The organism is Sorangium sp. So ce385 (assembly GCF_051474135.1).
Taxonomy (GTDB): Bacteria; Myxococcota_A; Polyangia; order Polyangiales; family Polyangiaceae; genus Sorangium; species Sorangium cellulosum_D.
In genome coordinates this window covers 3,047,634-3,069,830 of sequence record NZ_CP150337.1, presented here as the reverse complement: position 1 = coordinate 3,069,830, position 22,197 = coordinate 3,047,634, and the positions used below count along the sequence as shown (strand labels likewise).

The 22,197-nt window shown below is 74.3% G+C and carries 16 protein-coding genes; 3 read left to right on the top strand and 13 right to left on the bottom strand.

What is annotated here, in order from left to right:
• Window positions 1–80: 80 nt before the first annotated feature.
• From WME83_RS11515 to WME83_RS11460, 12 genes are all read right to left on the bottom strand, one after another.
• Window positions 81–3,443 (bottom strand): hypothetical protein, encoded by a 3,363-nt coding sequence (locus WME83_RS11515; RefSeq protein WP_437319316.1) that lies wholly within the window; start codon window positions 3,441–3,443, stop codon window positions 81–83.
• Between the two features lie 102 nt (window positions 3,444–3,545).
• Entirely contained in the window at window positions 3,546–4,517 is a 972-nt protein-coding gene (locus WME83_RS11510) for a hypothetical protein (protein WP_437319315.1), read from the bottom strand.
• A 655-nt stretch (window positions 4,518–5,172) separates the two neighbouring features.
• The gene (locus WME83_RS11505; RefSeq protein ID WP_437319314.1) at window positions 5,173–5,676 is read right to left on the bottom strand and encodes a hypothetical protein; all 504 of its coding nucleotides are present in this window, start codon (window positions 5,674–5,676) and stop codon (window positions 5,173–5,175) included.
• A 110-nt stretch (window positions 5,677–5,786) separates the two neighbouring features.
• A complete protein-coding gene (locus WME83_RS11500; protein ID WP_437319313.1) occupies window positions 5,787–6,770 on the bottom strand; it encodes a hypothetical protein in 984 nt (327 codons plus the stop codon).
• Between the two features lie 199 nt (window positions 6,771–6,969).
• Window positions 6,970–8,034, bottom strand: coding sequence for a hypothetical protein (locus tag WME83_RS11495; protein ID WP_437319312.1), 1,065 nt, complete (start codon window positions 8,032–8,034; stop codon window positions 6,970–6,972).
• On the bottom strand, window positions 8,031–8,744 hold the full coding sequence (locus tag WME83_RS11490; protein WP_437319311.1) for a hypothetical protein: 714 nt from the start codon (window positions 8,742–8,744) through the stop codon (window positions 8,031–8,033). The genes WME83_RS11495 and WME83_RS11490 overlap by 4 nt, the downstream gene beginning before the upstream one ends.
• A 217-nt stretch (window positions 8,745–8,961) precedes the next feature.
• The gene (locus tag WME83_RS11485) at window positions 8,962–10,341 is read right to left on the bottom strand and encodes a DUF5050 domain-containing protein (protein WP_437319310.1); all 1,380 of its coding nucleotides are present in this window, start codon (window positions 10,339–10,341) and stop codon (window positions 8,962–8,964) included.
• 202 nt (window positions 10,342–10,543) lie between these two features.
• The gene (gene purK / locus WME83_RS11480; RefSeq protein WP_437319309.1) at window positions 10,544–11,734 is read right to left on the bottom strand and encodes a 5-(carboxyamino)imidazole ribonucleotide synthase; all 1,191 of its coding nucleotides are present in this window, start codon (window positions 11,732–11,734) and stop codon (window positions 10,544–10,546) included.
• 49 nt (window positions 11,735–11,783) lie between these two features.
• The gene (gene purE, locus WME83_RS11475; protein ID WP_437319308.1) at window positions 11,784–12,338 is read right to left on the bottom strand and encodes a 5-(carboxyamino)imidazole ribonucleotide mutase; all 555 of its coding nucleotides are present in this window, start codon (window positions 12,336–12,338) and stop codon (window positions 11,784–11,786) included.
• A gap of 52 nt (window positions 12,339–12,390) precedes the next feature.
• Window positions 12,391–12,717 (bottom strand): TerB family tellurite resistance protein, encoded by a 327-nt coding sequence (locus tag WME83_RS11470; RefSeq protein ID WP_437319307.1) that lies wholly within the window; start codon window positions 12,715–12,717, stop codon window positions 12,391–12,393.
• 199 nt (window positions 12,718–12,916) lie between these two features.
• Window positions 12,917–14,674 (bottom strand): hypothetical protein, encoded by a 1,758-nt coding sequence (locus tag WME83_RS11465; protein WP_437319306.1) that lies wholly within the window; start codon window positions 14,672–14,674, stop codon window positions 12,917–12,919.
• Between the two features lie 30 nt (window positions 14,675–14,704).
• On the bottom strand, window positions 14,705–17,512 hold the full coding sequence (locus WME83_RS11460; RefSeq protein ID WP_437319305.1) for a HEAT repeat domain-containing protein: 2,808 nt from the start codon (window positions 17,510–17,512) through the stop codon (window positions 14,705–14,707).
• A 195-nt stretch (window positions 17,513–17,707) separates the two neighbouring features.
• Here WME83_RS11460 and WME83_RS11455 point away from each other — a divergent pair, with 195 nt between their 5' ends.
• Window positions 17,708–18,709, top strand: coding sequence for an LLM class flavin-dependent oxidoreductase (locus tag WME83_RS11455; RefSeq protein ID WP_437319304.1), 1,002 nt, complete (start codon window positions 17,708–17,710; stop codon window positions 18,707–18,709).
• Between the two features lie 34 nt (window positions 18,710–18,743).
• Here WME83_RS11455 and WME83_RS11450 read toward each other — a convergent pair whose 3' ends face one another.
• Complete coding sequence (locus WME83_RS11450; protein ID WP_437319303.1) at window positions 18,744–20,030, bottom strand: PQQ-dependent sugar dehydrogenase; 1,287 nt, start codon at window positions 20,028–20,030, stop codon at window positions 18,744–18,746.
• Between the two features lie 54 nt (window positions 20,031–20,084).
• Here WME83_RS11450 and WME83_RS11445 point away from each other — a divergent pair, with 54 nt between their 5' ends.
• Both WME83_RS11445 and WME83_RS11440 read left to right on the top strand, forming a co-directional pair.
• Entirely contained in the window at window positions 20,085–21,413 is a 1,329-nt protein-coding gene (locus WME83_RS11445) for a hypothetical protein (RefSeq protein ID WP_437319302.1), read from the top strand.
• Between the two features lie 71 nt (window positions 21,414–21,484).
• A complete protein-coding gene (locus WME83_RS11440; RefSeq protein ID WP_437319301.1) occupies window positions 21,485–22,072 on the top strand; it encodes a Uma2 family endonuclease in 588 nt (195 codons plus the stop codon).
• Window positions 22,073–22,197 lie beyond the last annotated feature (125 nt).

The following is a 22,197-nucleotide window of genomic DNA, read 5'->3' as shown; positions in this document are numbered from 1 at the left end:
CTCGCGACTTCGGGCTGCGAGCCGCAGGGCTCACGCTCGTCCGGCGCCGCCCGGCGACGCGGGGACGATCCGCAGATCGATCACGGCGGCGCGACGAACGACGCCGGCCCCGCCACCGCCGGCGACCGGTCCTTCCGGTACCGCTCTTCCAGCAGCGCCCGCCGATCCGCCGTCCACCCGTTCTTCGGCGACGCCGCCTGCACCAGCGCCTCCAGCGCGAGCCGCCGCAGCCGCGGATCGTCGCTCCCCCGCAGCGCCTCCTCGAGCAGCGACGGGTGCACGCAGCCGTGCACCGCGGCCATCGCCGCGACCATCGCGTCGTGGTGCAGCAGGTCCCGCCGGCCGAGCTCGACGAGCGCCTGCCCGAGCTCCCGCCATTGCAGCAGACGGGCCGCGAGCCCGAGGTACTGCGGCACGGCCAGCGCATCCGCCTTCAGCACGGCGAGCAGCCCCTCGCCGACCGCCACGTGGTGCCGCGCGGCATACGCGCCGAGCCGCGCCGACAGCACCGGCAGCAGCGCCACGAGGTGCCGGCGCCTCGGCGAGAGCTCCTTCAGCCGCGCCACTACGGCCGCCACCTCCGCCGGCTGCATCCGGGCGAGCACGGCGGCCAGCGCCACCGCCGCCTCCTCGGGCGCGGGCGCGTCCAGGTGCCCGAGCAGCCGCTGGAAGAGCGCGCGCTTCTCGTCCCGGAGCGGCAAGGACGCGGCGCGCCGGAGCAGATCGAGCCGCGCCTCCGGCTCCGCCCGCCCGAGGATCGCGGCGAGCAGCTCCACGACGCGCTGCTCGGCCTCGGTCGAGAGCCGGCCGAGCGGGATGTCCGCGAGCTTCGAGGCCACGATCCAGTCGGGATCCCGGACCGCGCGGCCGAAGACGTCCCACGTCTCCGGCCGGTCGAGGTGATCCCAGAGCGCCCGCAGCAGCGCGATCCGCACGTCGCGGTGGGTCTTCGGGCCGTCCAGCCGGAGCAGCTCCCGGTAGCCGTCGTCGCCGCCGAGCTCGCCGAGCAGGCGCACGACCTCCTTGGCCACCGTCACCTTCGCCGTCGGCACGGCCCTGAGCTCGGCGAGCACCCGATCGCGGGACATCTCGGAGAAGGCCTTCCGGAGCGCGTAGATGGCCCAGCGCGCGCGGTCGTCGCCCAGGCACTCGATCAGGACCGGCACGCCCTGGCCGGCGTCGAGCCACGGCAGCGCCCGGACGGCCATCTCGCGGAGCGGCTGCCGCGGATCCGCCGCGAACGGGACGATCACCGACGCGTCGACGTACGCCAGCCGGGCCAGCGTGGAGACGGCGAACCGCAGCGTGGGGACGTCGCACGTCTCGTCCGCGAGCAGCGCGCGCAGGCCGGCCGCGTACCGCGCCTGCTGCCGCGCCGTCCAGCGGGCGTGGCCCGCGCCGAAGTCGATCACCCAGCGCGTCCGCCCCGTCGCGTACCTGCCGGTCATCGGCCGGCCGTCCAGGAGCGGATCGAGCAGATCCTGGCGCCTCCGGCTCACGTGCCGGGCGACGTCGACGATCAGGGCGAAGCTCGCGTCCTCGCGCAGGAGCGCGGGCACGAGCCGCGCGAACCGCGGCCGATCGTGCGCGCGGAGGAGCGCCAGCGCGCCGGCCGCGACGCCGACGAACGGGAGCTCGCGGGACAGCCGCTCGAGCGCGTCGAGCAGCGGCGCGACCACCTTGAGGCGGATGCCGAGGCTGTGCGCGAGCGAGAGCACCGCCCCGGCCCGCTCGGCGGTGCTCCACGCGCCCGCGAGCTGCGCGAGCGCGGGGGTGAGCCGCTCGGCCTCCGCCCGCGTGAGCCCCTCCCCGAGCCCGGCCGTCGACACCGAGCCGCGCACGGCGAGGATCCGCGCGAGCCAGCGGGCGCCCCACGCGCCGTCGAGGCGGAACAGCTTGACCACGAGCCGCTCGACGGCCGAGGCCGTGGCCTGGGACAGGTCCGCGGCGTCGAGCGCGTCCTGCGCCACGACGCCCACGGCCTCGAGGTGCTCCGGCCCGAAGCGGGCGAGCGGCAGCGCGGCGAGGGCGCCGATCATCGCGCGCCGCACCGGGTCCTGCTCGAACTTGCGGGCACGCACGTTCGCGAGCGCCTCGGCGAGCGCGCCCCGGTCGTGCAGGACGCTCGCGATGAGCAGCGCCTGCGCCTTGGCCCGCTCGTCGCCTTCGGGGTGCCCGAGGAGCGGCGCGAGCACCGCCTTGGCCTCGGCGAACGGCAGGAGGCGCGCGTAGCTCATCCGCCGGTCCGGCTTGGCGACGAGCGCGGGGCAGTCGAAGAGGTGCCGCCGCGCCTCGCGCTCGCGCAGATCGGCGGGCAGGGCGTCGAGCACCTCGGGCGCGATCGAGCCGTCGGCGGCCTGCGCGGCGCACGACCAGCGCTCGAAGGCCCGCTCGCGGAGCGCCCGCTCCTCGGCGGACTCGGCCTTGATGTAGCGGAACAGGAAGGCGCCGAAGCCCCCGCGCCCGCCGAGGAGGAAGGCGCGGAGGACCGCCTTCTGGTCGTCCGCGCAGAGCCGCAGGAACCACCGCACGCCCCGCTTCCCGTCGCTCAGCGCGCCCCAGGCGTTGCGGATGAGGAAATCGAGGCGCTCGGCGCCGAGCGCGGGCGCGCCCTCGTCGAAGCGCACGACCCCGAAGGCGCCGGGCGGACGGGCGGGGCGGCCGCTCTCGTGGCGCGCCTTGAGGAGGTCGAACGTGGCGGCCGGGCGCGATCGGGCGAGCAGGCGGAGCTCGTCGGCGAGGAACGAGGGCTCCTCGCCGCGGTCGAAGAGGGCCCGGACCAGCGGGAGCGCCGCGTCGGGGGCGCGCCGGGCGAGCCGGACGAGGAGCGGCGCGAGGCGGTAGCGGTGGCGGACGTCGAGCGACCCGGAGGGCGCGAGCGCCTCCCCGAACCAGCGCGCCGCGTCCGCGGGGTGCCGGTCGGCGAGCCGCGCGAGGCAGAGCGGGCCGCCCGCCTCGTCGATGGCGCGCCGGTGCGCCGACACGAGCGGCGCGGAGCCGAACGGGAGCAGATCGACGATCGTCGGATCGCGCCCCTGCCGCTGCAGGCGCGCGCCGAGGAAGGCGTCCACGACCGCCTGGCGCTTGCGCCGCGCGAGCTGGGCGACCGTGCGCCGGAGGGTGCGGCGCTCGACGACGGCGCCGAGCGCCGCGAGCGCCTGGGCGTCGTCGCAGTAGCGGGCCACCATGCGGCCCGCGCGCCGCCGGACGAGGCGGGACGGGTCCGACACGGCCGCGAGCACGCGCGCGCCGTCTCCCGAGCCGTACACGGCCATGAGCGCGAGGAGGCGCTCGTAGGCCTGGGCGCTGCCCGAGAGCGCGCCGAGGAGGGCGGCGGCGCCCGCGTCGCCGCCCGCGGCGGCGCGGCCGAGCGCGACGGCGCGGCGGACGCGGTCGTGGTGGGCGAGCGGCTCGACCTCGGCGAGGAAGGAAGCGGTGTCCATGGCGGCGATCCTACCGCCGAAGAGCGCGCTCAGGACAGGGCCGGGCGCTCCGCCGCTCCGGGGCCAGGTGCGCTCATCGCATTCCCTGGCGCCCGGCTCGGGTCAATTCACGACGGGCACGAACTCCTCGCACGCCTCCTCGATCGCCGTGAGGGCGTTCGTGAGGCCGTCCTCGAGGCGCCCTGCGCAGAGATCCCAGAAGAAGCCGCGGCCGTCGGCGGCGAACGTGTCCACGAGCCGCTGCAGGTTGTCGGCCTCTTCGGCGTCCCCATAGGCCCCCTCGCACTCGGTCTTCCCGCCGATGCCGAGGAACACGACGTTCTTCGCGTCGCCCTTCACGGCGACGAGCCGATCGTGGATCGCTTGCGGCTCCTGGCGGGGGACGGGCTGCTCGTCCTCATCGGTGATCACCACCACCACGAGGAGCGCGTTCTCGCGGCTGAACCCCGCGTTCGCCTCCTGGGAGAACGGCGGCTCCAGCGCGGCGGCGACGGCGGACGCGGGCTGTTCGTCGTCGTTGTTGCCGGTGCACTCGACATCGTCCACATAAAGATCTGCGGCGCACTGGAACTCGCTCGTGAGGTCGTTGCTCGAGCTATCCATCCACGCTTGTCCGCTCTGGAACGAACATTCGCCTGCGGCGCCGCGCGTGTGGAAATTTGCAGGAATCGGGCAGGCGTCGATCACGGCCGCGCGGAAGTCTTGGATGCCGCTGATATCGAGCAGCGCCTGCGCGAAGGCCGGGAACACGATCTCGCGCATCGACTGCTTTTCCTCGTCCATGCTCGAGGAGTTGTCGAGCGCGAACACGACATCGACGTGCTCGCACCCCGCGCTGTTCGCGCCGCTGCCCCCCGTCCCGCCGGTCGATCCGCTGACCCCGTTGCCGAAGGAGCCCCCCCCTTGCCCGAAGGGGCCACTCCCCGACCCGAAGATGTCCCCGCCTTGCCCCTGGCTTCCTCCGTTGCCCGCGCCCGGCGAACCGCTTTCCCCGTTGGTGCCCGAGTCCCCGCCGCACGCCACAAGACCCACCATCCCTGCGCAGAGCGCCGCGCACCATGCTCTAAGCTCCATTCTGCACTCCTTCTCCTTCGGGGCGCTATGCCCTACCCGCTCGTGAACGGTCCCGCGACGTCGATCGCCGGAACGTGGATTGTATCACGCGCGTACCGCCGGCTCCAGCGGATCGGCCGAGGGGGGCGACGAGCGTTGCCGTCCCTGCCGAGTCCTCGCGCTGGGCGCGCTGAGGAAGAGGGAGGCCTGATCATCCATGCACCGATGAGCTCGATGCTCCGTAGGCGCAACAGCCGCGTGCCTCGATGGCACGACGTTCGAGAACACCGGTGACACGAGGGCCTGTCGGTCGGGCCGCTCGACAAGCCCCTAAGGCCGCGAAATCGGGCCCGATTGCGGCGATCCAGCCCTCCATGCACCGGCGACGGAGCGGCAGAAAAATTCAGGGCTTCCCTGACAACTCGGTCGGTAGACGCATCCACTGACGCTCTCTGCGAGCCACCCTACAGTGTGTCGGATCGACGAGAGGAACGCTGTCCCCGGGACGAACAGGCCTATCGAGGTTCAGTCATCAACGCGCCCGCGTGCGGGTGGGACGCGCACGAGGATCCGAAGGAAGACGGGCTCAGATTCGAGGATTCGCTTCTTTTGGCCTGACGGCATACCCCATTCTTCAATGGCGGTAGGCCCTCGAGGCGACCCGAGCGACGCCGCGCTACTCCCAGCGCCCCGAGAGGACGGCCCTCATCCGGTCGATCCGGAGCGCGCGCTCCAGGGCGCGCCCCTCGAAGGCGCTGAGCAGGGCGGGCAGCGCCTGACGGGCCAGCGCGAGGAGCGCGCGGCGGCGCACCTCGGGATCGAGCCTGCCCTCGGTCACGATCTGGCTGAAGGCGAGGGCGAGGATCGCCTCGTCGCGCGTGAGCAGGCCGTACTCGTCCTCCTCGCCGAGCGCCTGGACCTCGGCCGCGTCCACGGCGTTCCAGTGGGCGCTCTCCACCTCCCAGCGGGCGAGGAGCGCGTCGAGCAGCTCGATGGGGCTCCCCTTCGGGTGCTCGTCGCGGAAGTCGCGGAACGCGGTGAGCGTCTCGTGCGCCGTCTCGTTGCCGAACGGGGCGGTCTCGTCGGTCAGCGACCAGAAGAACGGGTCGGCGAGGGCAGCGACCGCCCGGGGGTGAGCGTCGTCGGGGGAGAGGTCGGGGAGCTCGGGCGCTTCGGTCATGGAGGAGGGCCTTCCGTCGGGTGAGGCGGGCGCGGCGCCGCTACCTTACCGCGCCGGGGCGCCGCGTCACCTCTCCGGGGCGCCGCGCGAGGCCGCGGCGCCGGGCTCCCTCACTTCCAGCGCCACTTGCCCTTGCCTTTCCCCTTGTGCTTGCCCTTGTGGATGACGATGACCCGGCGGCCGTCGTCGTCGTCGTCGTCGTGCACCACGACGGTGGGCTTCACGTTGACCTTCACGGCCCACGCGGTGGCGACCAGGATGCCGATCACCGGCGCGCTCGGGCCGACCACGATCACCGAGCCCGGACGGTAGCCGCAGAGGACCACATCCGTGTGCCCGCCCTCCTTGAGCACCACCGTGATCTTGGTCGGGTTGACCTTCACGTTCAGCTTGCCCGTGAAGTAAAGGCGATCGGGCCCGGGCGCGAGCACGATGACGTCGGGGCCCGACGCCGTCTGGATGGCCAGCTTGATCTCGCGCTCGCCGATCGGGACCGGCTTGAGGTTGAGATCGAGCACGTAGACGCGCAGATCGCCCGTCTCCTTGTCGGCGACGATCTCCACGATGTCGTCCCCGACCGGCTGGAGCACCCCGCCGTTCGGGCCCTTCATCCCATCGACCTTGGTCGCCTGGTTCTCCTTGGCGCTCTCCTGGAGCTCCCGGGTCCCGCCGCGCGGCACGTGCAGCACCCCCGTGAACGGCTCGCCCTTGACCTTGAACTCGTAGCTCACCTCGGTGAGGTCGTCCTCGAGCGGCGGGATCTTGGCGCGCAGGACGCCGCCCGACTTGGGCTCCGGCACGAGCTCCGCCTTCACCGCGGCGCCGTCCTTGCCAGGCACCTTGACCGTGAGGTTGCCCGACACGCCCTCCTGGATGGGCTTGCCGTCGCTGTCCTTCACGAGCACCGTCACCTGCCCGTCCTGGGCCACGGTCATGACCACGGAGCCGGGCTCGTGCTGCTCCGTCAGCGCCCAGTTGTCCTCGATGCTCTCCGCCGTGATCTGCGGCGACTTGCTGCAGGCGGGCGCGACGAGCGCCGTGGAGACCACCGCGAGCGAGAGGAGCACGGAGCGGAGACAACCTTGGATTCGCATACATCCCTCTTTGGCAAAGCCCGGATCGAGCGCTTCAAATGCGGAGTCCACCGAACGGCGGCCGGGTGAGCCGGCCGCATCGCACCAGAGCGGCCGCGCCCGCGTGGCCGTCCGCCCGCGCCACGGACGCGCCGGCGGCGCCGCGCGGCGCCGCGCGGCCATAGAACTGTCCCGAGGTGCTCATGGTCCGCATGCCGCCTCACACCTGCTTGCGGGTCACGGACCAGATGAAGCCGTCGTACCAGAAGTGCATCAGCGCGACGGTCTGCGTGAGCGACCAGAGCGCGCGGTCCTCCGCCGGCGCGAGCTCGGCCCACACGCCGTAGGCGAGGACGCCCCCGAGGAAGACGGCCACCGCGATCGGCTTGCCGGCGCGGCGCGCGTCGAGGCGCAGCCGCCGGCGGAGGCGGCCGCCCTCCGACCACCAGACGAGCGCGAGGTACTGCACGGCGTGGAACAGGTTCATGATGAAGAACGCCTGTCCCCAGGGGTTGAACCCCCATGTGTAGATGGAGCAGAGCCCCGTGGTCACGAACAGCCACACCTTGGGGAACGACACCCGATAGCCCCGCCGGTACAGGGAGCGGTACGCGAGCGCGTAATAGACCAGGAACGAGGTCCCTGCGGCGATGACGCACCAGCGGATGATGCGGTGGTGCGACTCCATCAGCCCCGGGACGGAGGCGAAGAGCGCGGCGCCCACGTCCTCGAAGGCGTCGAAGCTCTGGAAGTGGAGGATCATCGTCGCGCCCGCCAGGATGGGGCCGACGTAGAGGAGCAGGTTGAGCCAGAGATCCAGCCGGCGGCCGAGCGCCGGCGCGTTCCCCGCGCGGGTGTCGTAGATGCGCCCGAGGCCGAACGTCTGGAGCGCCGAGTGGTAGACGTCCCAGAACACCACGAGGACCGTCACGCAAACGACGGCCCACAGGGACAGCATCATCGCGGCGAAGAGGGCGACCGGCGCCACGAGGAAGCGGAGCCGGTGCTGCCGGAAGATCTCCGCGTTGCCGTGGCTCCGGAGGAGCACCGCGGCGAGGTGGCCGTGGATGAGCGTCCCGATGAAGAGCCCCGCCCACGTGACCTTCTCCCCGTACAGCCGGAACCGCGCGTCGGTGAACGGCGTCCCCGCGATCAAGGCGCCGGCGGCCAGCGCGACGAGCGGCGGGAGCAGGAAGAAAGCCCAGTCGTACCCGGGGCCGACGATATAGGCCGCCCTGCCCGCGGCGGGGGGCGCGGGAGACGCGGGCTCGGCCCGGGCGCTCATGCCGCACGCTCGACCGGGGCGGAACCCGGCTCCGGAGCTGCTGGCGAGAAGCCGATCGTCCACCCCTGCACGGCGAGATAGTCGACGAGGGACAGGAGGAAGAGATTCAGGCCCAGCATCTCCATCGACTCCTCCACGAAGTCGATGAGCGCGTAAACGAGGTTGTTGCTCCCGGCCTGCTCGGTCCAGTACCCGAGCGGAAGCTCCAGGGCGAGGGCGCCGGCGACATAGATGCTGCCCGAGAGCAAGAACCGGTTCCGGGTGCCGCGCGGGAGGTGCGCGAGGAACCCGAGGTACGCGAGCGCGAACGCCGCCACCACGACGGCCGCCGGGATCACCCAGCTGAAATACAGGACCCCGCCCAGATCGAGCCAGGAGCTCGCGGCTTCGTGGATCTCCACGACCTCGTCGAGCGAGATGTACAGGAACGCCGCGGCGAGCCCCCACCAGTGCTTCACGTACCGGCCCCCGCGGCGGGCGCCGGCGGCGATCGCCGCGAGGGTGAGAGCGCACGCGAACAGCAGACACGATGTGTACCACGTGGGCACATTCTGCTCGTAGCTCAGCGAGAGGAGCGGGACGACGCCGCTGCGGCCCTTCAGCTCGAGGATCGGCTTGAGCACCTCGACGGCGAGCCCGGCCCCCGCGACCGCCGCCATCGAGGCGAACAGCGCGGTTCGCAGCCTGGCGCTCGCGAGGGTGATCTGCATCGAACATGCATAGATACGCGAGGACGTCTCACGCCGTCAACGCGCCCAGCCCCCCCGGGCCGCGCCGCGCGGCGCGACGGCGAGCGGCCTCAGGAGAGCGCGCGACGCGGCCTCCGGCGCCGCCGCGGCGGAGGAGCGCGGCGAGGACGAACAGGCACCGTCGGTCGCGTTCGCCCCTGCTGTCGCGCGCTCGGGCTCGCCGCCGGGGCGCGGGCGATCAAGGCGCGCGGTAGGCGACGACCTGGCCTTCGAAGCGGTAATCGCCGCCGCTCGCCCAGAACACGTCCTGACCTTCCGGGGCGACGATGCGCCAGGCGAAGTGCTGGCCGAGCGCGAGCACGACGGTCGAGCCGCCCTCGAGATCGTGCGCGTTGACGCTGCGGTTCCGGCTCGTGTCCGTCGAGAACAGCGTCGAGCCCCGGAGGGCCAGCCCCGCCATCGAGCCCCCCTGATGGATCAGCGTCTTCGCCCCACCGGCGATCGGCGCCTTGAACACGCCGCCGTCGCCGGCGTTGGCCCAGTAGACGAACGCCGCGTCCACCGCGATCCCGGCCGGCTCCGCCTCGTTCTCGGCGATGACCGTCACCTCCCCGCCCGACTTCGCCACCTTGTAGACCTTGTTGGTCGCTTTGCCGCCGGTCCAGTAGATGTGGTCCGCGTCCTGCGCGAGGTGCTCGGGCTTGCCGGCGCCTTCCGCGAGGACGACGGGCTCGCCGCCGTCGAGCGCCATCTTGTAGATGTTGTGTCCATCGCCGTCGCCGAAATAGATCGACGTTTCGTCGCCGATGAGGCTCAGCAGATAACCGACCTCGACCAGCGTCTCCATCTCCAGGGTGGATTTGTTGACGCGCTTGATCCCCGACGGGATGACCGGATCGTTGTCGCCGCCGCTCGCCCAGTACACGTCGGTGTCGTTGACCCACAGCGCCGTGGGGTCGGGATCCGGCGGCGTCATCGCCTCGGCCTCGGTGGTGCCCTTCTTGACGCGATAGATGAAGCCGTCGTTCGAGTCTTCGGGCGCGGTATCCTCGGTGCCGCCGCTCGCGAAATAGAGGTAGGCGTCGTCGGCGGCGATCGCCTTCGGGAAGTAGTGCTGGGTCGCCATCGCCGTCGGCGGGATCATCCCGGCAAAGAAGCTGGAGAAATGCGAGGTCTCGGTGATGACGCCGGCGGAAGAGGGGTCGTGACGATCCATCGGGGTGAAGTCGTCGGAGCCGGTGGGCGCGGTGAAGCCGTAGGCGTCGAGGAAGGTGTTCTCCCCGAGCTCCGCCTCGAGCTCGACGGTGATCGGCAGCGTGAGCGTGATCGGCTTGGTGAACGTCTGCCCCTCAGGGCCGAGGACATACATGGGCCCCACCGCGCCGTCGCGCGTGGCCTCGACGCGCTCGATGGTGAGCGCCGTCGCCGCGCTGACCGCGCCCGGGGGCACCTCGATCGTGAAGCCGTCCTCCGCGGTGAAGACACCGCCCTGGGCGTCGACGGAGAACTGCGGGCTCTCGCCCGGCGTGGCGTCGTCGCCCGCATCCGTCCCCCCGCACGACGCGCTTCCGAGCGCAGCCGCCGCGCACGCCAACACCACGAATGAGGATCTACCCATCGTCCCGCCTCTCCGCGGGCGGTCGTCGCCGGCCCACCCGCACTGGTTGTCCTGGGCGAGCAGTCGCGCCCCGCTTCGCCGGCGGCTCATGAATCGACGCGACGAGATCGGCGCGACGGCGCCGACAGGCCGTGAGGATGCTCGGAGGGCGTGGGGTGGTGTGGTGACCTGGTGAGAGCCTCGCGCGCGGCGCGAGAGGCCGTTACCGGCTGGGGAGCGGCAGGCCGGCGTGCGCCGAGAGGCGGGCCATCGCGAGCTTCGCGGCGACGAGCGCCTCCTCCGGCGTGCGGCCCGTGGCCGAGAGGTGGCCCATCTTGCGGCCCGGCCGGGCGATCCGCTTGCCGTAGAGGTGGAGCCGGACGCCCGGGATCTCCAGCGCGGCCTCGAAGGGCGGCGGCGCGCCGTCGAGCCACGCGTCGCCGAGCAGGTTGACGATCGCGGCGGGGCGGACGACCTCGACCGAGCCGAGCGGCAGATCGCAGACGGCGCGGACCGCCTGCTCGAACTGGCTCGTCGCGCAGGCGACCTCGGAGGCGTGGTAGCTGTTGTGCGGCCGCGGGGCGAGCTCGTTGATGAGGAGGCGGCCGTCCTTGAGGAGGAAGAGCTCGACCACGAGCAGGCCCTCCACCCGCAGGCCGACCGCGAGATCGAGCGCGATCTGCACCGCCTGCCCCGTCACCGAGGCCGAGAGGGGGCCGGGCAGCAGCGACCAGTCGAGGATCTGGTCGCGGTGGTGGTTCAGGGCCGGCGGGTAGACCGCCAGCTTGCCGCTCGGGCTCCGCGCGACGAGCACCGAGAGCTCGGCCTCGAGATCGAGCGCCTGCTCGACCACGCAGCGCTGGCCGCCGAGCGATCCGAAGAGCGCCGCCGCCTCGCGCTCGAGGTCGTCGCCGCCGCCCGGGGACGCGCCCCCCGAGAGCCGCAGCTGCCCCCTGCCGTCGTACCCGCCGACGCACGACTTCACGAAGCACGCCCCGCCCATGGCGCGCGTGGCCGCGAGGAGCTCCGCGCTCGTCGCGACCTCGCGGAAGGGGCCCACCGGGAAGCCGTTGCTCGACAGCCAGCTCTTCTGGACGCCGCGGTCCTGCACCATGCCCAGCACGTCGGCCGACGGGCGCACCGGCGCGAACCGCGCGGCGGCCGCGAGCCCGGCCGTGGCGACCTTCTCGATCTCGAGCGTCACCACGTCGCACTGCGACGCGAGCTCGGCCGCCTGCGCGGCGTCGTCGAACGAGGCGACGATGCAGCGATCGAGCACCGAGCGGGCCGGGCAGTCCGGATCCGGGTCGAGGGCGTGGACCTTGTATCCGAGCGTGCGGGCGGCGAGCGCCGTCATGCGGCCGAGCTGACCGCCGCCGAGGATACCGAGCGTAGAGCCGGGAGCGATGGGCATTTCTGGGACCTGTGAGAACCTGGGTGAGGCTGGGTGAGGCTGGACGAGGCTAGACGATGACCGAGTCGCGGAGCACCGACGCCTCCTGGGCGCTGCGGAACGCGGCGAGGCGCTCGCGGAGCTCGGGGCGCTTGCCCGACAGGATCGCCGCCGCGAACAGGGCGGCGTTGGCGGCGCCGGGCTTGCCGATCGCCATCGTGGCGACCGGGACGCCCTTGGGCATCTGGACGATCGAGAGCAGCGCGTCCATGCCGTTCAGCGCCGTGGCGGGGATGGGCACGCCGATGACCGGGAGCACGGTCTTCGCGGCGACCATCCCGGGCAGGTGGGCGGCGCCGCCCGCGGCGGCGATGATCACCTCGATGCCGCGGTCCGCGGCCGTGCTCGCGTACTCGAACATCCGGTCCGGCGTGCGGTGCGCCGAGACGACGCGCACCTCGTGCGGGATGCCGAGCTGCGTGAGCAGCTCGCTCGTCACGGCGAGGTGCTCGTAGTCGCTCTTGCCCCCCATGATCACGCCGACCCACGGCTTCTCGGTCGAGCTCGCTCCCATCTCCGTCGGGGCCCGGCCCTCGCCGGCCCCTCCCTGCGCCATCGTGCTCATCGTTCCACTCATCACCGACCCATCATCCATCGACCGAGGCGCCGCGCCCCGGTCACCGCGTGAGCTGCTCTAGCAGGCTCAGGCTCTCGCGCTCCTCCTCGCCGATCTCGCCGTCGGACGAGATCATCTCGCGCGCGGCCGCCAGGAAGAGCTGCCGGTGCGCGCGGGGGATCTTCATCGGATCCAGGTCGTCGGCCGCGGGCGGCACCTCGAGCCAGCTGCGCACCTCCTTGGCCTCCTCCTCGTCGAGCTGGAGCCGCAGGATCATCTTGCGCACGAACGCGCGCTCCTGCTCGCGCACCTGGAGGTCGGCCCAGGCGAACGAGCAGATGAACCGCATCAGCTGGAGGCGTTCTTGGCGAGAGAGCTTGTCGAGCATGGGCGGAGACTCTAGCCCGGATCAGCCGGCGCTTTGTGTGGAATCGGCACGCCGCCCGCCGTAAGGGGATTCCCGGACCTCGCCGTTTGCCCTAGCGCCTCGCGCCTCGCGCTCACGCGCCCCGGTCCCTGCCCGCTTCCTCTTCTTCCCGCTTTCTTCCCGCTCCTTCCGCGGTTCCACGCTGCCCGCCCGCGGCGCCTCAGCGGTACGGGCGAGCGACGCGCCGGCCGCGCAGGAGCGCCGACAAGTGCAGCTGCGCGCCGAGCAGATCGCGCAGGGTCGCGGGGTCCTCGAGCGGCGCCGGGACCGTGATCACGATGGCGTGCGGCGCGATCCGCAGCGCGTCCGTGCGGGCCCGCAGGCGCTTCACCGCCTCGCGCGCGCCGGGCGAGGCCGCGCGCAGCTGCTCGGGATCGTCGGGGTCGAGCGCCGCGTCGAGGGGCGGATCGAGCACCAGCGTGACCTCGGAGCGCTCGGGGTAGGGGCCTCGCTCGAAGCAGGTGTCGATGTGGAACGTGGCGCCGTCGAGCTGCGCGTCGCGGATGCGCATGCGGCCGACCTCGAAGCGGCCGTGGACCTCGGCCGCGAACCGCTCCCACGCCGGGCGCATGCCGGCCATCGGCGTGGGCGGCGGGATGCGCGCGGACGCCGCGGTGATCTCGGCCGCCAGCGCGGCGAGGTGGTCCAGGAACGCGCCGAGCCACGGCTGGTCGTGGCCCGGCGTGCGGGACCGGACCGACACGTGCTCGTCGTCGAGCCGGACGTCGTCGAAGGCGAGCAGCGCCCTGCGCAGCGGCCCCGCGACGACGGCGCGGACCTGGCCGGGGTCGCGCCCACGCACGCGGTAGCGGCGGCCGAAGCCCTCGTCGTCCTCGGAGGCGAGCGCGAGCAGGAAGCGCTTCACGCCGACGTCCAGGTCGAGCCCCCACGACGGCCAGCGCAGCTCGCCCACGAGCGCGCCGCTCGACGACGAGCCCGCGTCGATCCACACCGACGCCGCGCAGCCGGAGAGCGCGCCCGAGAGGCGCAGCTCCAGCGGATCGAGCGACAGGCCGTGGCGCGCGCCGACCGCGCCCCAGACCGCGCGCCACCGCCCCGAGCCGATCTGCCGGCGGATCGCGCCGAGGCCGGGCGGCCGGTCGAAGACGCCGAGCACGAGCGGCGTCGTGTGGACGACGCCGTCCGCGCGCGCGAGCTCGACGCGCACCTCGAGCCCCCAGACGAGGGCGACCCACCCGGCGTCGAACGAGGGCGCGACGGAGCGGGGGATCCGGAAACGGAAGGGCAGCTCCCGCCCCTCGTCGCGGCTGTCCGCGCGGCGGAAGGCGGTGAAGCGGTGCGCCTCGGTCGCGCGGTTCGACGCGTCGGGGCCCCCGCTGAGGAGGCGCTCGACGCCGACCAGCGAGATCTCGATGCCGCGCACGCCGCGGCCCTGCACGTTGCCGAGCGCCACCGCCCCCGAGATCTCGTCGCCGGGCGCGAAGACCTGATCGTCGAGCGAGACCTCGATGAAGGGGCTGTCCCCGCGCGCGGTGGTGCCCGCGACCGGCGAGCGGGGCGGGCGCGTGCCCGGGCGCGGCGTGACGAGCACCTCGTACGACTCCTGGACGTCGAGCCACCACGGGATCGCGATGGAGAGCGTGATGCCGTAGCGGATCTCGGCGCGCGTGCCGAGGTACGAGCAGGGCGCGTCGGCCGGGAGCGGGAAGCTCGCGCGGTAGCGCTGCTCGCCCTCGGGGAGCGTCGTCTCCCCCGCGAGGCGGGCGACGAGCGAGAGGAAGTGGGGCGGCACGAGGACGCGCTCCTCGACGCGGGCGATCTGCATGCCCTCCAGGTGGAGCTCGACGGAGTCGACAGGCGTCCTCGCGCGGCTGCGCAGCACGAGCTCGACGAGGACGACGTCGCCCGGGTGGACGGTCCTGGACATCCGGAGCTCGACGTCGGGTCGGCTGCGCATGGCGAACGGCTCAGCGCGGCGGGCGCGGGCTCACTTCACGAGCGGCGCCGGGACGGCGAGGCGGAGCGGCCCTCGGGGAGCGCCGCGCTCGAAGACCTCCCCGCGCCGATCGGCGACCCCGAGGCGCAGGAGGCCGTCGGCGCGCACGAGCGCGAAGGGGGCGCGCGGGACCGGCGCGTCGCGGGGCGAGCCGCCCCGGCCCGCGTCGAACGGGACGACGAAGACCGCGACATCCTCGGCGCCGGCCGGCGGCGCGCCGGGCGAGGCGGCGCTGGCGCAGCGCCCCGCGACCGAGGCGTTCCGGTCCTCGCTGGCGCAGCGGGCGAGCGCGCGGCGATCGGCGTCGGCGCCGCCCTGCGCGAGGTGGTCGGCGGCGGCGAGGCGGACGGCCTCGGCGGGGTCGCGCGCGAGCAGGTCGCGGGCCGCGGCGCCGTCGCAGCGCGCGCGGGCGACGGTGAGGCCGGCGAGGGCGTTGGCGCGCACGTAGGGGCGCGCGTCGGCGAGCGCGCCGCAGAGCGCCGCGGCCGCGCGCGCGGGCTGGCCGGCGCGGCCCGCGGCGCGCCCGATCGCGCCCGCCGCGTTGCCCGCCACGGCGGCGTCGGGGTCCTTGAGGAGCGGCTGGAGCAGCGGCAGCGCGTCCCGGTCCCCCACGGCGCCGAGCGACCAGACCGCGTTGGCGCGGACGCCCGGATCCGGATCGCCCGCGAGCTTGCGGAGCGCGGCGGCGGCGCCCGTGTGCCCCGCGTGCCCGGCGAGCGCCTCGGCGATCTTGCGGCGGTCGTCGATCGGCGCCGCCGAGGCCATCCGCGCGAGCGCGGCGCCCGCGGCCTGCCCGGGCATGCGGCCGAGCCCCTCCAGCAGCGCGTCGCGCGCGGCGTCCGGCGCGCTCGCGACGGCGGCCGCGACGTCGCGGGCGAGGCCCGCGCTGTCGCCGTCCTTCGCGCCCTTGGCGTCGTCCGGGACGCGCGACAGCGCGCCCGAGAGGGCGATGCCGAGCGCGCCGCGGTCCTGCTCGGCGGCGACGGTGAGGCGCTCGAGCAGCGCGCGCGCGCTCCCCGGGCCGGCGACGCGGGAGAGCGCGATCGCCGCGCGGAGGCGCACGTCGGCCGACTCGTCGTCGAGCGCCTCGAGCAGCGCGGCGTCCACGGCGGCGCCGAGCTCGCCGGCGGCGCGCGCCGCGCCGAGCGCCTCGATCACGGCGAGGCGGAGCGGCGCGGAGCGGGCCTTCGCGAGGGGCAGCAGCACCCCCTGGGCGCGCGGCGAGCCGGTGCGGCCGAGGAGCTGGACGAGGGCGAGCTTCTCGTCGGGCGGGGTGGCCGGGTCGACGAGCAGGGCGCGCGCGGGGTCGACCGCGCGCCCGTCGGGCCGCGCGGGATCGAGCAGCGCGGTCGCGGCGCGGATCGCCTCGCGGCGGACCGAGGGATCGGCGTCGCCGAGCAGCTCGAGCACGCTGGGCAGCGCCGCGGGGTCGCCGAGCGCGCCGAGGGCGCGGAGCCCGTGCCGGAGCGGGACGACGCCGCGCTGCATCGCCCGGACGATGGCGGGCAGCCCTTCCCTGGCCTTGAGCTCGCCGAGCACGAGGGCGGCGCCCGCCGCGGTGTTGGGCGACGGCGCGGCCGCGAGCGCGGCGACGAGCGCGGGGACGGCGGTGCCCTTGCGAGCGTTCGCGCCGACGGCGCTCCCCGCGCCGCCGGCGGGCGGAGGCGCAGGAGCGGGCGCCGCCGACGGCGCGGGGGTCGCCGAGGCCGCGGGCGTCGGTGCCCCAGCGGGCGTCGCCGCCGCCGCCGCGGGCGTCGCCGCCGCAGCGGGCGCAGCCGCCGCGGGCGCCGCCGGCGGCCTCCCGGCGGTGACGAGCGCGTCGCGGACCGCGGACCGCGGCGCCGCGGGGTCGTCCTTCGCGAGCGCCGCGAGCAGCACCTTCACCGCCGCGTCGGAGCCGATGCGGCCGAGCGCCCGGAGCGCCGCCTCGCGCACGTCGTTGCTCGAGGTGCCGCTGTCGGTCGGGCGCGCTCCGAGGAACGCGCCCGTGGGCAGCGGCGACGCCGCGACGAGATCGGCGATCGCGGACGTCGCCTCGTCCGAGCGCAGCCGGCCGAGGGCGGTCACGGCCTCGACGCGGACGTCCTGGGATGCGTCCTGGAGCGCGAGGATGAGCGCGCTGACCGCGCGCGCGTCCCCGAGCTCTCCGAGCGCCCGCGCCGTGGCCCGGCGGACCTCCGGGACCGAGTCCTGCACCTTGCCGATGAGCGGCACGACGGCGCGCGCGTCGCCGATCCGGCCGAGCGCGCGCGCGACCTCCGCGCGCACCTCCGGCGCGGTGTCGTCGAGGTGGCCGAGCAGCGGCGAGACGGCGTCCGGGAGCCCCGCCGCGCCCATGGCGGCGGCGGCGGCGAGGCGGACGTGCGGGTCGGGATCGCCGAGCACCCGGCCGAGGGCGACGACGGACCGGTCGGTGGGCGCGGCGCGGATCACGTCGCAGGCCGCGAGCCGCAGGCGCGCGTCGCCCTCGCCGAGCCACTCGATCACGAGGTCTCCGGCGCGCGGCATCCGGAAGCGAACGGCCGCCCCGGCGAGGTGCAGCCGCACCTCGACGTCCGGATCGCTCATGCCCTTCTGGATGAGCGCGATCGCCGTCTCCGGGGCGAGCTCGCCGACGCGGGTCGCGGCGAGGCGCCGCTCCGACACGTCGCCCGACGTGAGCGCGCGCGCGATCTGCTCCGGCACGTTGGGCCAGAGGAACGCGGCGGCGTCCCCGGGCGGCGCGAGCGCGGCGGCCGAGGCGGCGACGACGAGCAGGACCTGCGGGAGCCGGCGCAGCGGCGAGGCGGTACGGCGCACGACCCGAGCGTAGTACAGCGGGCGCGGCCGCGTCATGGCCGTTCCAGGCGGCCCGGGCGTCGCGGGGCCGGGACGCCGGGCGGACGGGACCGCCGGAGCGCCGGAGCGAGGGCGCCGCCGCGCCTCGAGCAGCGCCGGCCTCCGGGCGCTCCCGCAACCGTCCTCGGCGTGCAACAGTCGAGCGAGGTGTCCGACATGATTCCCTTTTCCGTTCTCGACCTGTCTCCGATCGTCCAGGGCGGAGACGCCTCCCAGGCCTTCCGCAACACGCTCGACCTCGCCCGCCACGCCGAGCGGCTCGGCTACCGTCGCTTCTGGCTGGCCGAGCACCACAACATGGGCGGCGTGGCCAGCGCCGCGACCGCGGTCGTGATCGCGCACGTCGCCGGCGGCACCCGGACGATCCGCGTCGGCGCGGGCGGGATCATGTTGCCGAACCACGCGCCGCTGATCATCGCCGAGCAGTTCGGCACGCTGGCGTCGCTCTTTCCCGGGCGCATCGACCTGGGCCTCGGGCGGGCTCCCGGCACCGACCCGGTCACCGCCCGCGCGCTGAGGCGCAACCTCGCCGGCGACGTCGACGGCTTCCCCCAGGACGTCCTGGAGCTGATGGGCTACTTCCGCCCGGCGGAGCCTGGCCAGCTGGTGCAGGCCGTGCCCGGCGCCGGTCTGGACGTGCCGATCTGGATCCTGGGCTCCAGCCTGTTCGGCGCGCAGCTCGCCGCGGCGCTGGGGCTCCCGTACGCCTTCGCCTCGCACTTCGCGCCGGGCCACATGGCGCAGGCGATCGCGGTGTACCGCCGGGAGTTCCGCCCCTCGGCGCAGCTCGCGCAGCCCCACGTCATGCTGGGGATCAACGTGTTCGCCGCCGACACCGACGAGGAGGCCCGCCGGCTGTCGACGTCCCTGCAGCAGGCGTTCGTCAACCTGCGCCGCGGCCGGCCGGGGCCCCTGCCGCCGCCGGTCGACGGCTTCGAGCGCGAGCTGAGCCCGATGGAGCGCGCCGGCCTCGATCAGGCGCTGTCCTGCACGGTCGTGGGCTCGCCCGAGGCCGTGCGGCGGGGGCTCGACGCGTTCATCGCCCGCACCCGCGCCGACGAGCTCATGGTGAGCTCGTCGATCTTCGATCATGCCGCGCGCGTGCGCTCGCTCGAGATCACGGCCGAGGCGCGCGACGAGCTCGCCCGCGCCGGGTGACGCGCCTCGCCGGGGGCGCGCCGGGCTCGGCGCCTCACCCCGGGTCGATCCGGTAGATGCGCCCGTTGTTGAACATCACCACATAGATCTCCCCGGCGGCGTCCTCCCCAAACGAGGACGGGAGCCCGTTCGGGCTCAGCGCGGAGGTGAGCTCGACGCGATCGGTCGCGGCCTTGCCGTCCCACACGAAGGAGAAGAAGCGGCCTGTCACGTAATCGCCATACACGTAACGGCCGCGCAGACACGGGATCTTCGCCCCGCGATACACATAACCGCCGACGATCGAGCCCGCCTCGCTGCGGGGGTGCTCCACCGTGGGCGGGAGCCCGCGCGGCTTGCACGTCGCGCCCGGAGGATAGCAATGGGCGCCCTCCATCGCCTCCCAGCCGTAATCGTTCCTGCCCTGGCCAGGGCGCTCCACGAGGATCTCCTCCCAGCTCTTCTGGCCCACGTCGCCGATGTACAGATCCCCCGTGAGCCGGTCGAAGCTGAACCGCCACGGGTTGCGGAGCCCGTAATCCCAGATCATCGGATCGCCGCTGGTCATGTTGCCCGCCGGCGCCTTGGTCGGCTGATCGACGTCGATGCGGAGGATCTTGCCGAGCTTCGAGGTGAGATCGGCCGCCGGGCTCGGCGATCGCGCGGAGTCGCCGATCGCGGCGTACAGGTAACCGTCCTTGCCGAAGGCGAGCATGCCGCCGACGTGGTTCCAGGCGCCGTGCTTCACGTCGACGAGCGACCGGACCGGCTCGGGATGGGCGGTGTCGGCGCCCTGCGCCCCGCGCTTCCACTCCTCGATCACCACGTTGCCGCGCGGGGCCGACGAATAGTGGAGCCAGAAGCGCCCGTTCTTCGCGTAATCCGGGTGGAAGGCGAGCCCGAGCAGGCCGCCCTCCGCGTTGGGCGCCGGAAAGAACACGCGCGATCGCACGTCGAGGAAGGGCGCCGGCTGGACCGCGCCGTCCTTGACGAGCCGGAGGGTCCCCGCCTTCTCCAGCACCACGAGGCGCGCCGGATCGCCGGGCGGCGCGGCGACGTACGTCGGCTGATCGAGCCCGCTCGCGACGAGCGTGAGCTTCAGCGGCGGGACGCCGCCGCACTTCGCCGGCCGGGCGAGCTCCGCCGCGTTCGCCGGCGGCGGCGCGGGCGCGCCCTGCGCCGCGGGCGCGGCTTGCGCGGCGGCCGCGCCGTCCGCCGCCGCGGGCGCCGGACCCGGGGCCGCCGCGCCTGCCTGCGCCGGCGGCGGGGCCGCGTTCCCTGCCGCGGCCGGACCGGCGGCGACGCCCTCGCGCGGCTCTTCGGGCGGCCCAGCGACCTGCACGCGCCGGTCGCAGGCGGGTACACTGCCCGCGAGCAGGAGGCACCAGGCGGTCCGATGGCACGCTCTCGTCAGCCAGGCAGCGCGCCCCGCGCGCCGGTGGATCGGTCTCTCGGGCAAGCGGACACCTCCGCCTCCACCTTCATCATGAGCGGCCACCTCTGGCAAGCCGTGCTCGCATCGCTGCTGCTGGCGAGCTGCGGCGGCTGCGGCGCGCAGGAGACGCCCCGGGCCGATCGCTTCCCCGCGTCGACCCCGCCCGCGCCTGCCCCGCCCGCGTCGGCCCCGCCCGGGCCGGCGCCGGTCCGCCCGCACGCCGGAGCGGCCGCGCGCGTCGCCGCAGCGGACGAGCGCCCCGCCGAGAGCGCGCCCGCGGCGCCCCGGGAGCCGCCTTGCAAGGACGGCGACACGGATCCTCACGATCTCCGCTGTACCGGCCTGTACAGCGACTTCGGCGCGCGCGCGATCGCGGCGGGCGTCCGCGAGTTCAAGCCGGCCTTCGAGCTGTGGAGCGACGGCGCCGAGAAGACGCGATGGATCTACCTCCCTTCGGGCTCGACCATCGATGTCTCGAGGATGAACGACTGGATCTTCCCCGTCGGCGCCAAGCTGTGGAAGGAGTTCCGGACGCCCGCGTCCGCCGGGGGCCGCCGGCTCGAGACGAGGCTCCTCTGGAAGACCGCGGAGGATCGCTGGACGCGCGCCACCTACGTCTGGTCCGAGGACGGCGAAAGCGCGCCGCAGGTCAAGGCGGGTGTCCCCCACGTGCCCGGCGCGGACGGCTATGCGATCCCGGCGCAGGTCGACTGCATCCGCTGCCATGCGGGCAAGACCGACAACCCGCTCGGCTTCGAGGCCATCCAGCTCGCCGCGCGGGGCGCAAGCGGCCTGACGTACCCCGAGCTGGTCCAGCGCGGCCTGCTCTCGACGAGCGCCGGCGGCGCGCTGCCCAGCGCGGACGCGCTCGAGGTGCCCGGGACCGAGACGGAGCGGCGCGCCCTCGGCCTGCTCCACGCGAACTGCGGCGTCTCGTGCCACCATCCGCTCGGCGTCGCGACGCACTTCGAGCTGCGCCTCGACATCGACGCTGCCGGCCGGGTGGGCGGCGTGCGCGGCACGCGCGCCTACCAGACGGCGATCAACCAGCCAGCGAAGCTGCGCCCGCCCGGCGCGCCGCCGGGAGCGCGCTATTACCGGCTGAGGCCCCGCGATCCGGATCGCAGCACCCTGCTGCGCGCCATGGCCCGGCGCGACGCGCCCGGCGCGCCGCCCGAGCAGATGCCGCCGCTCGCGACCCGCCGCGTCGACGAGGACGCCGTCGCCGCGATCCGCGCCTGGATCGAGGCGATGACCCCCGCCGCCGGCTACCCGCCGGCCGCGCCCTGACCGCCGCACGCTGGAGGCGTCCGTACCGGCCCCGGGTGGCTCCCCGCAGCCGGAAGGCCTATCCTCCGGCCATGCCGCCCGCCGCGCTGAAGAAGGCGCCCGCCACGGTCGCCGACCTCCTCGCCATCCCGGAGCCGGAGCGGTTTCACGAGATCATCGGCGGCGACCTCGTGCGCAAGGCCATGCCGAGCCCACGCCACGGCAGCTCCCAGGCGCGCCTCACCATCCGGCTCGGCGGCCCGTACGATCGTCGCCCAGGCGGGCCGTGGCCCGGCGGGTGGCGCTTCCTGACCGAGACCGAGGTCCAGTTCGAAGGCAGCGAGATCTACCGCCCGGGTATCGCCGGCTGGCGCAGGGAGCGGCTGCCCGAGCTCCCCAGGGAAAGTCCCATTTCGGTGCGACCGGACTGGGTTTGCGAGATCCTCTCGCCCTCCAACGAGCGCAACGACGTCGTGAAGAAGATGCGCACCTACAGGCGCTCGGGCGTACCTCATTACTGGCTGATCGATCCGATCGCCGAGACGCTCATCGTTTACCGCAGGACGGAGGACGGCTATCTCGTGGTCCTGGACGCCCAGGGAGAGGAGCGCGTCCACGCCGAGCCGTTCGAGGCCGTCGCGTTCTCGGTGCACGGCCTGCTCGACGGCGACGACGACTGACGAGCACGGGCAAGCGTCCGACCTGACCGCGCCGGAGCCCCTGCGCGCGCCCTCTCCAGCCGTCTCCGGCCGCCTGACCGCCGCCGTCCGAGGCGCTGCCCCGCAGGGCGCGCCGCAAACCGACG

Coding starts and splice junctions, on each gene's coding strand:
- WME83_RS11500 (WP_437319313.1), bottom strand. CDS start 6,770: ATGCGAATCCAAGGTTGTCTCCGCTCCGTGCTCCTCTCGCTCGCGGTG.
- WME83_RS11455 (WP_437319304.1), top strand. CDS start 17,708: ATGATTCCCTTTTCCGTTCTCGACCTGTCTCCGATCGTCCAGGGCGGA.
- WME83_RS11440 (WP_437319301.1), top strand. CDS start 21,485: ATGCCGCCCGCCGCGCTGAAGAAGGCGCCCGCCACGGTCGCCGACCTC.
- WME83_RS11495 (WP_437319312.1), bottom strand. CDS start 8,034: ATGAGCGCCCGGGCCGAGCCCGCGTCTCCCGCGCCCCCCGCCGCGGGC.
- WME83_RS11490 (WP_437319311.1), bottom strand. CDS start 8,744: ATGCAGATCACCCTCGCGAGCGCCAGGCTGCGAACCGCGCTGTTCGCC.
- WME83_RS11470 (WP_437319307.1), bottom strand. CDS start 12,717: ATGCTCGACAAGCTCTCTCGCCAAGAACGCCTCCAGCTGATGCGGTTC.
- purK (WP_437319309.1), bottom strand. CDS start 11,734: ATGCCCATCGCTCCCGGCTCTACGCTCGGTATCCTCGGCGGCGGTCAG.
- WME83_RS11485 (WP_437319310.1), bottom strand. CDS start 10,341: ATGGGTAGATCCTCATTCGTGGTGTTGGCGTGCGCGGCGGCTGCGCTC.
- WME83_RS11505 (WP_437319314.1), bottom strand. CDS start 5,676: ATGACCGAAGCGCCCGAGCTCCCCGACCTCTCCCCCGACGACGCTCAC.
- WME83_RS11445 (WP_437319302.1), top strand. CDS start 20,085: ATGGCACGCTCTCGTCAGCCAGGCAGCGCGCCCCGCGCGCCGGTGGAT.
- WME83_RS11510 (WP_437319315.1), bottom strand. CDS start 4,517: ATGGAGCTTAGAGCATGGTGCGCGGCGCTCTGCGCAGGGATGGTGGGT.
- WME83_RS11465 (WP_437319306.1), bottom strand. CDS start 14,674: ATGCGCAGCCGACCCGACGTCGAGCTCCGGATGTCCAGGACCGTCCAC.
- WME83_RS11515 (WP_437319316.1), bottom strand. CDS start 3,443: ATGGACACCGCTTCCTTCCTCGCCGAGGTCGAGCCGCTCGCCCACCAC.
- purE (WP_437319308.1), bottom strand. CDS start 12,338: ATGAGCACGATGGCGCAGGGAGGGGCCGGCGAGGGCCGGGCCCCGACG.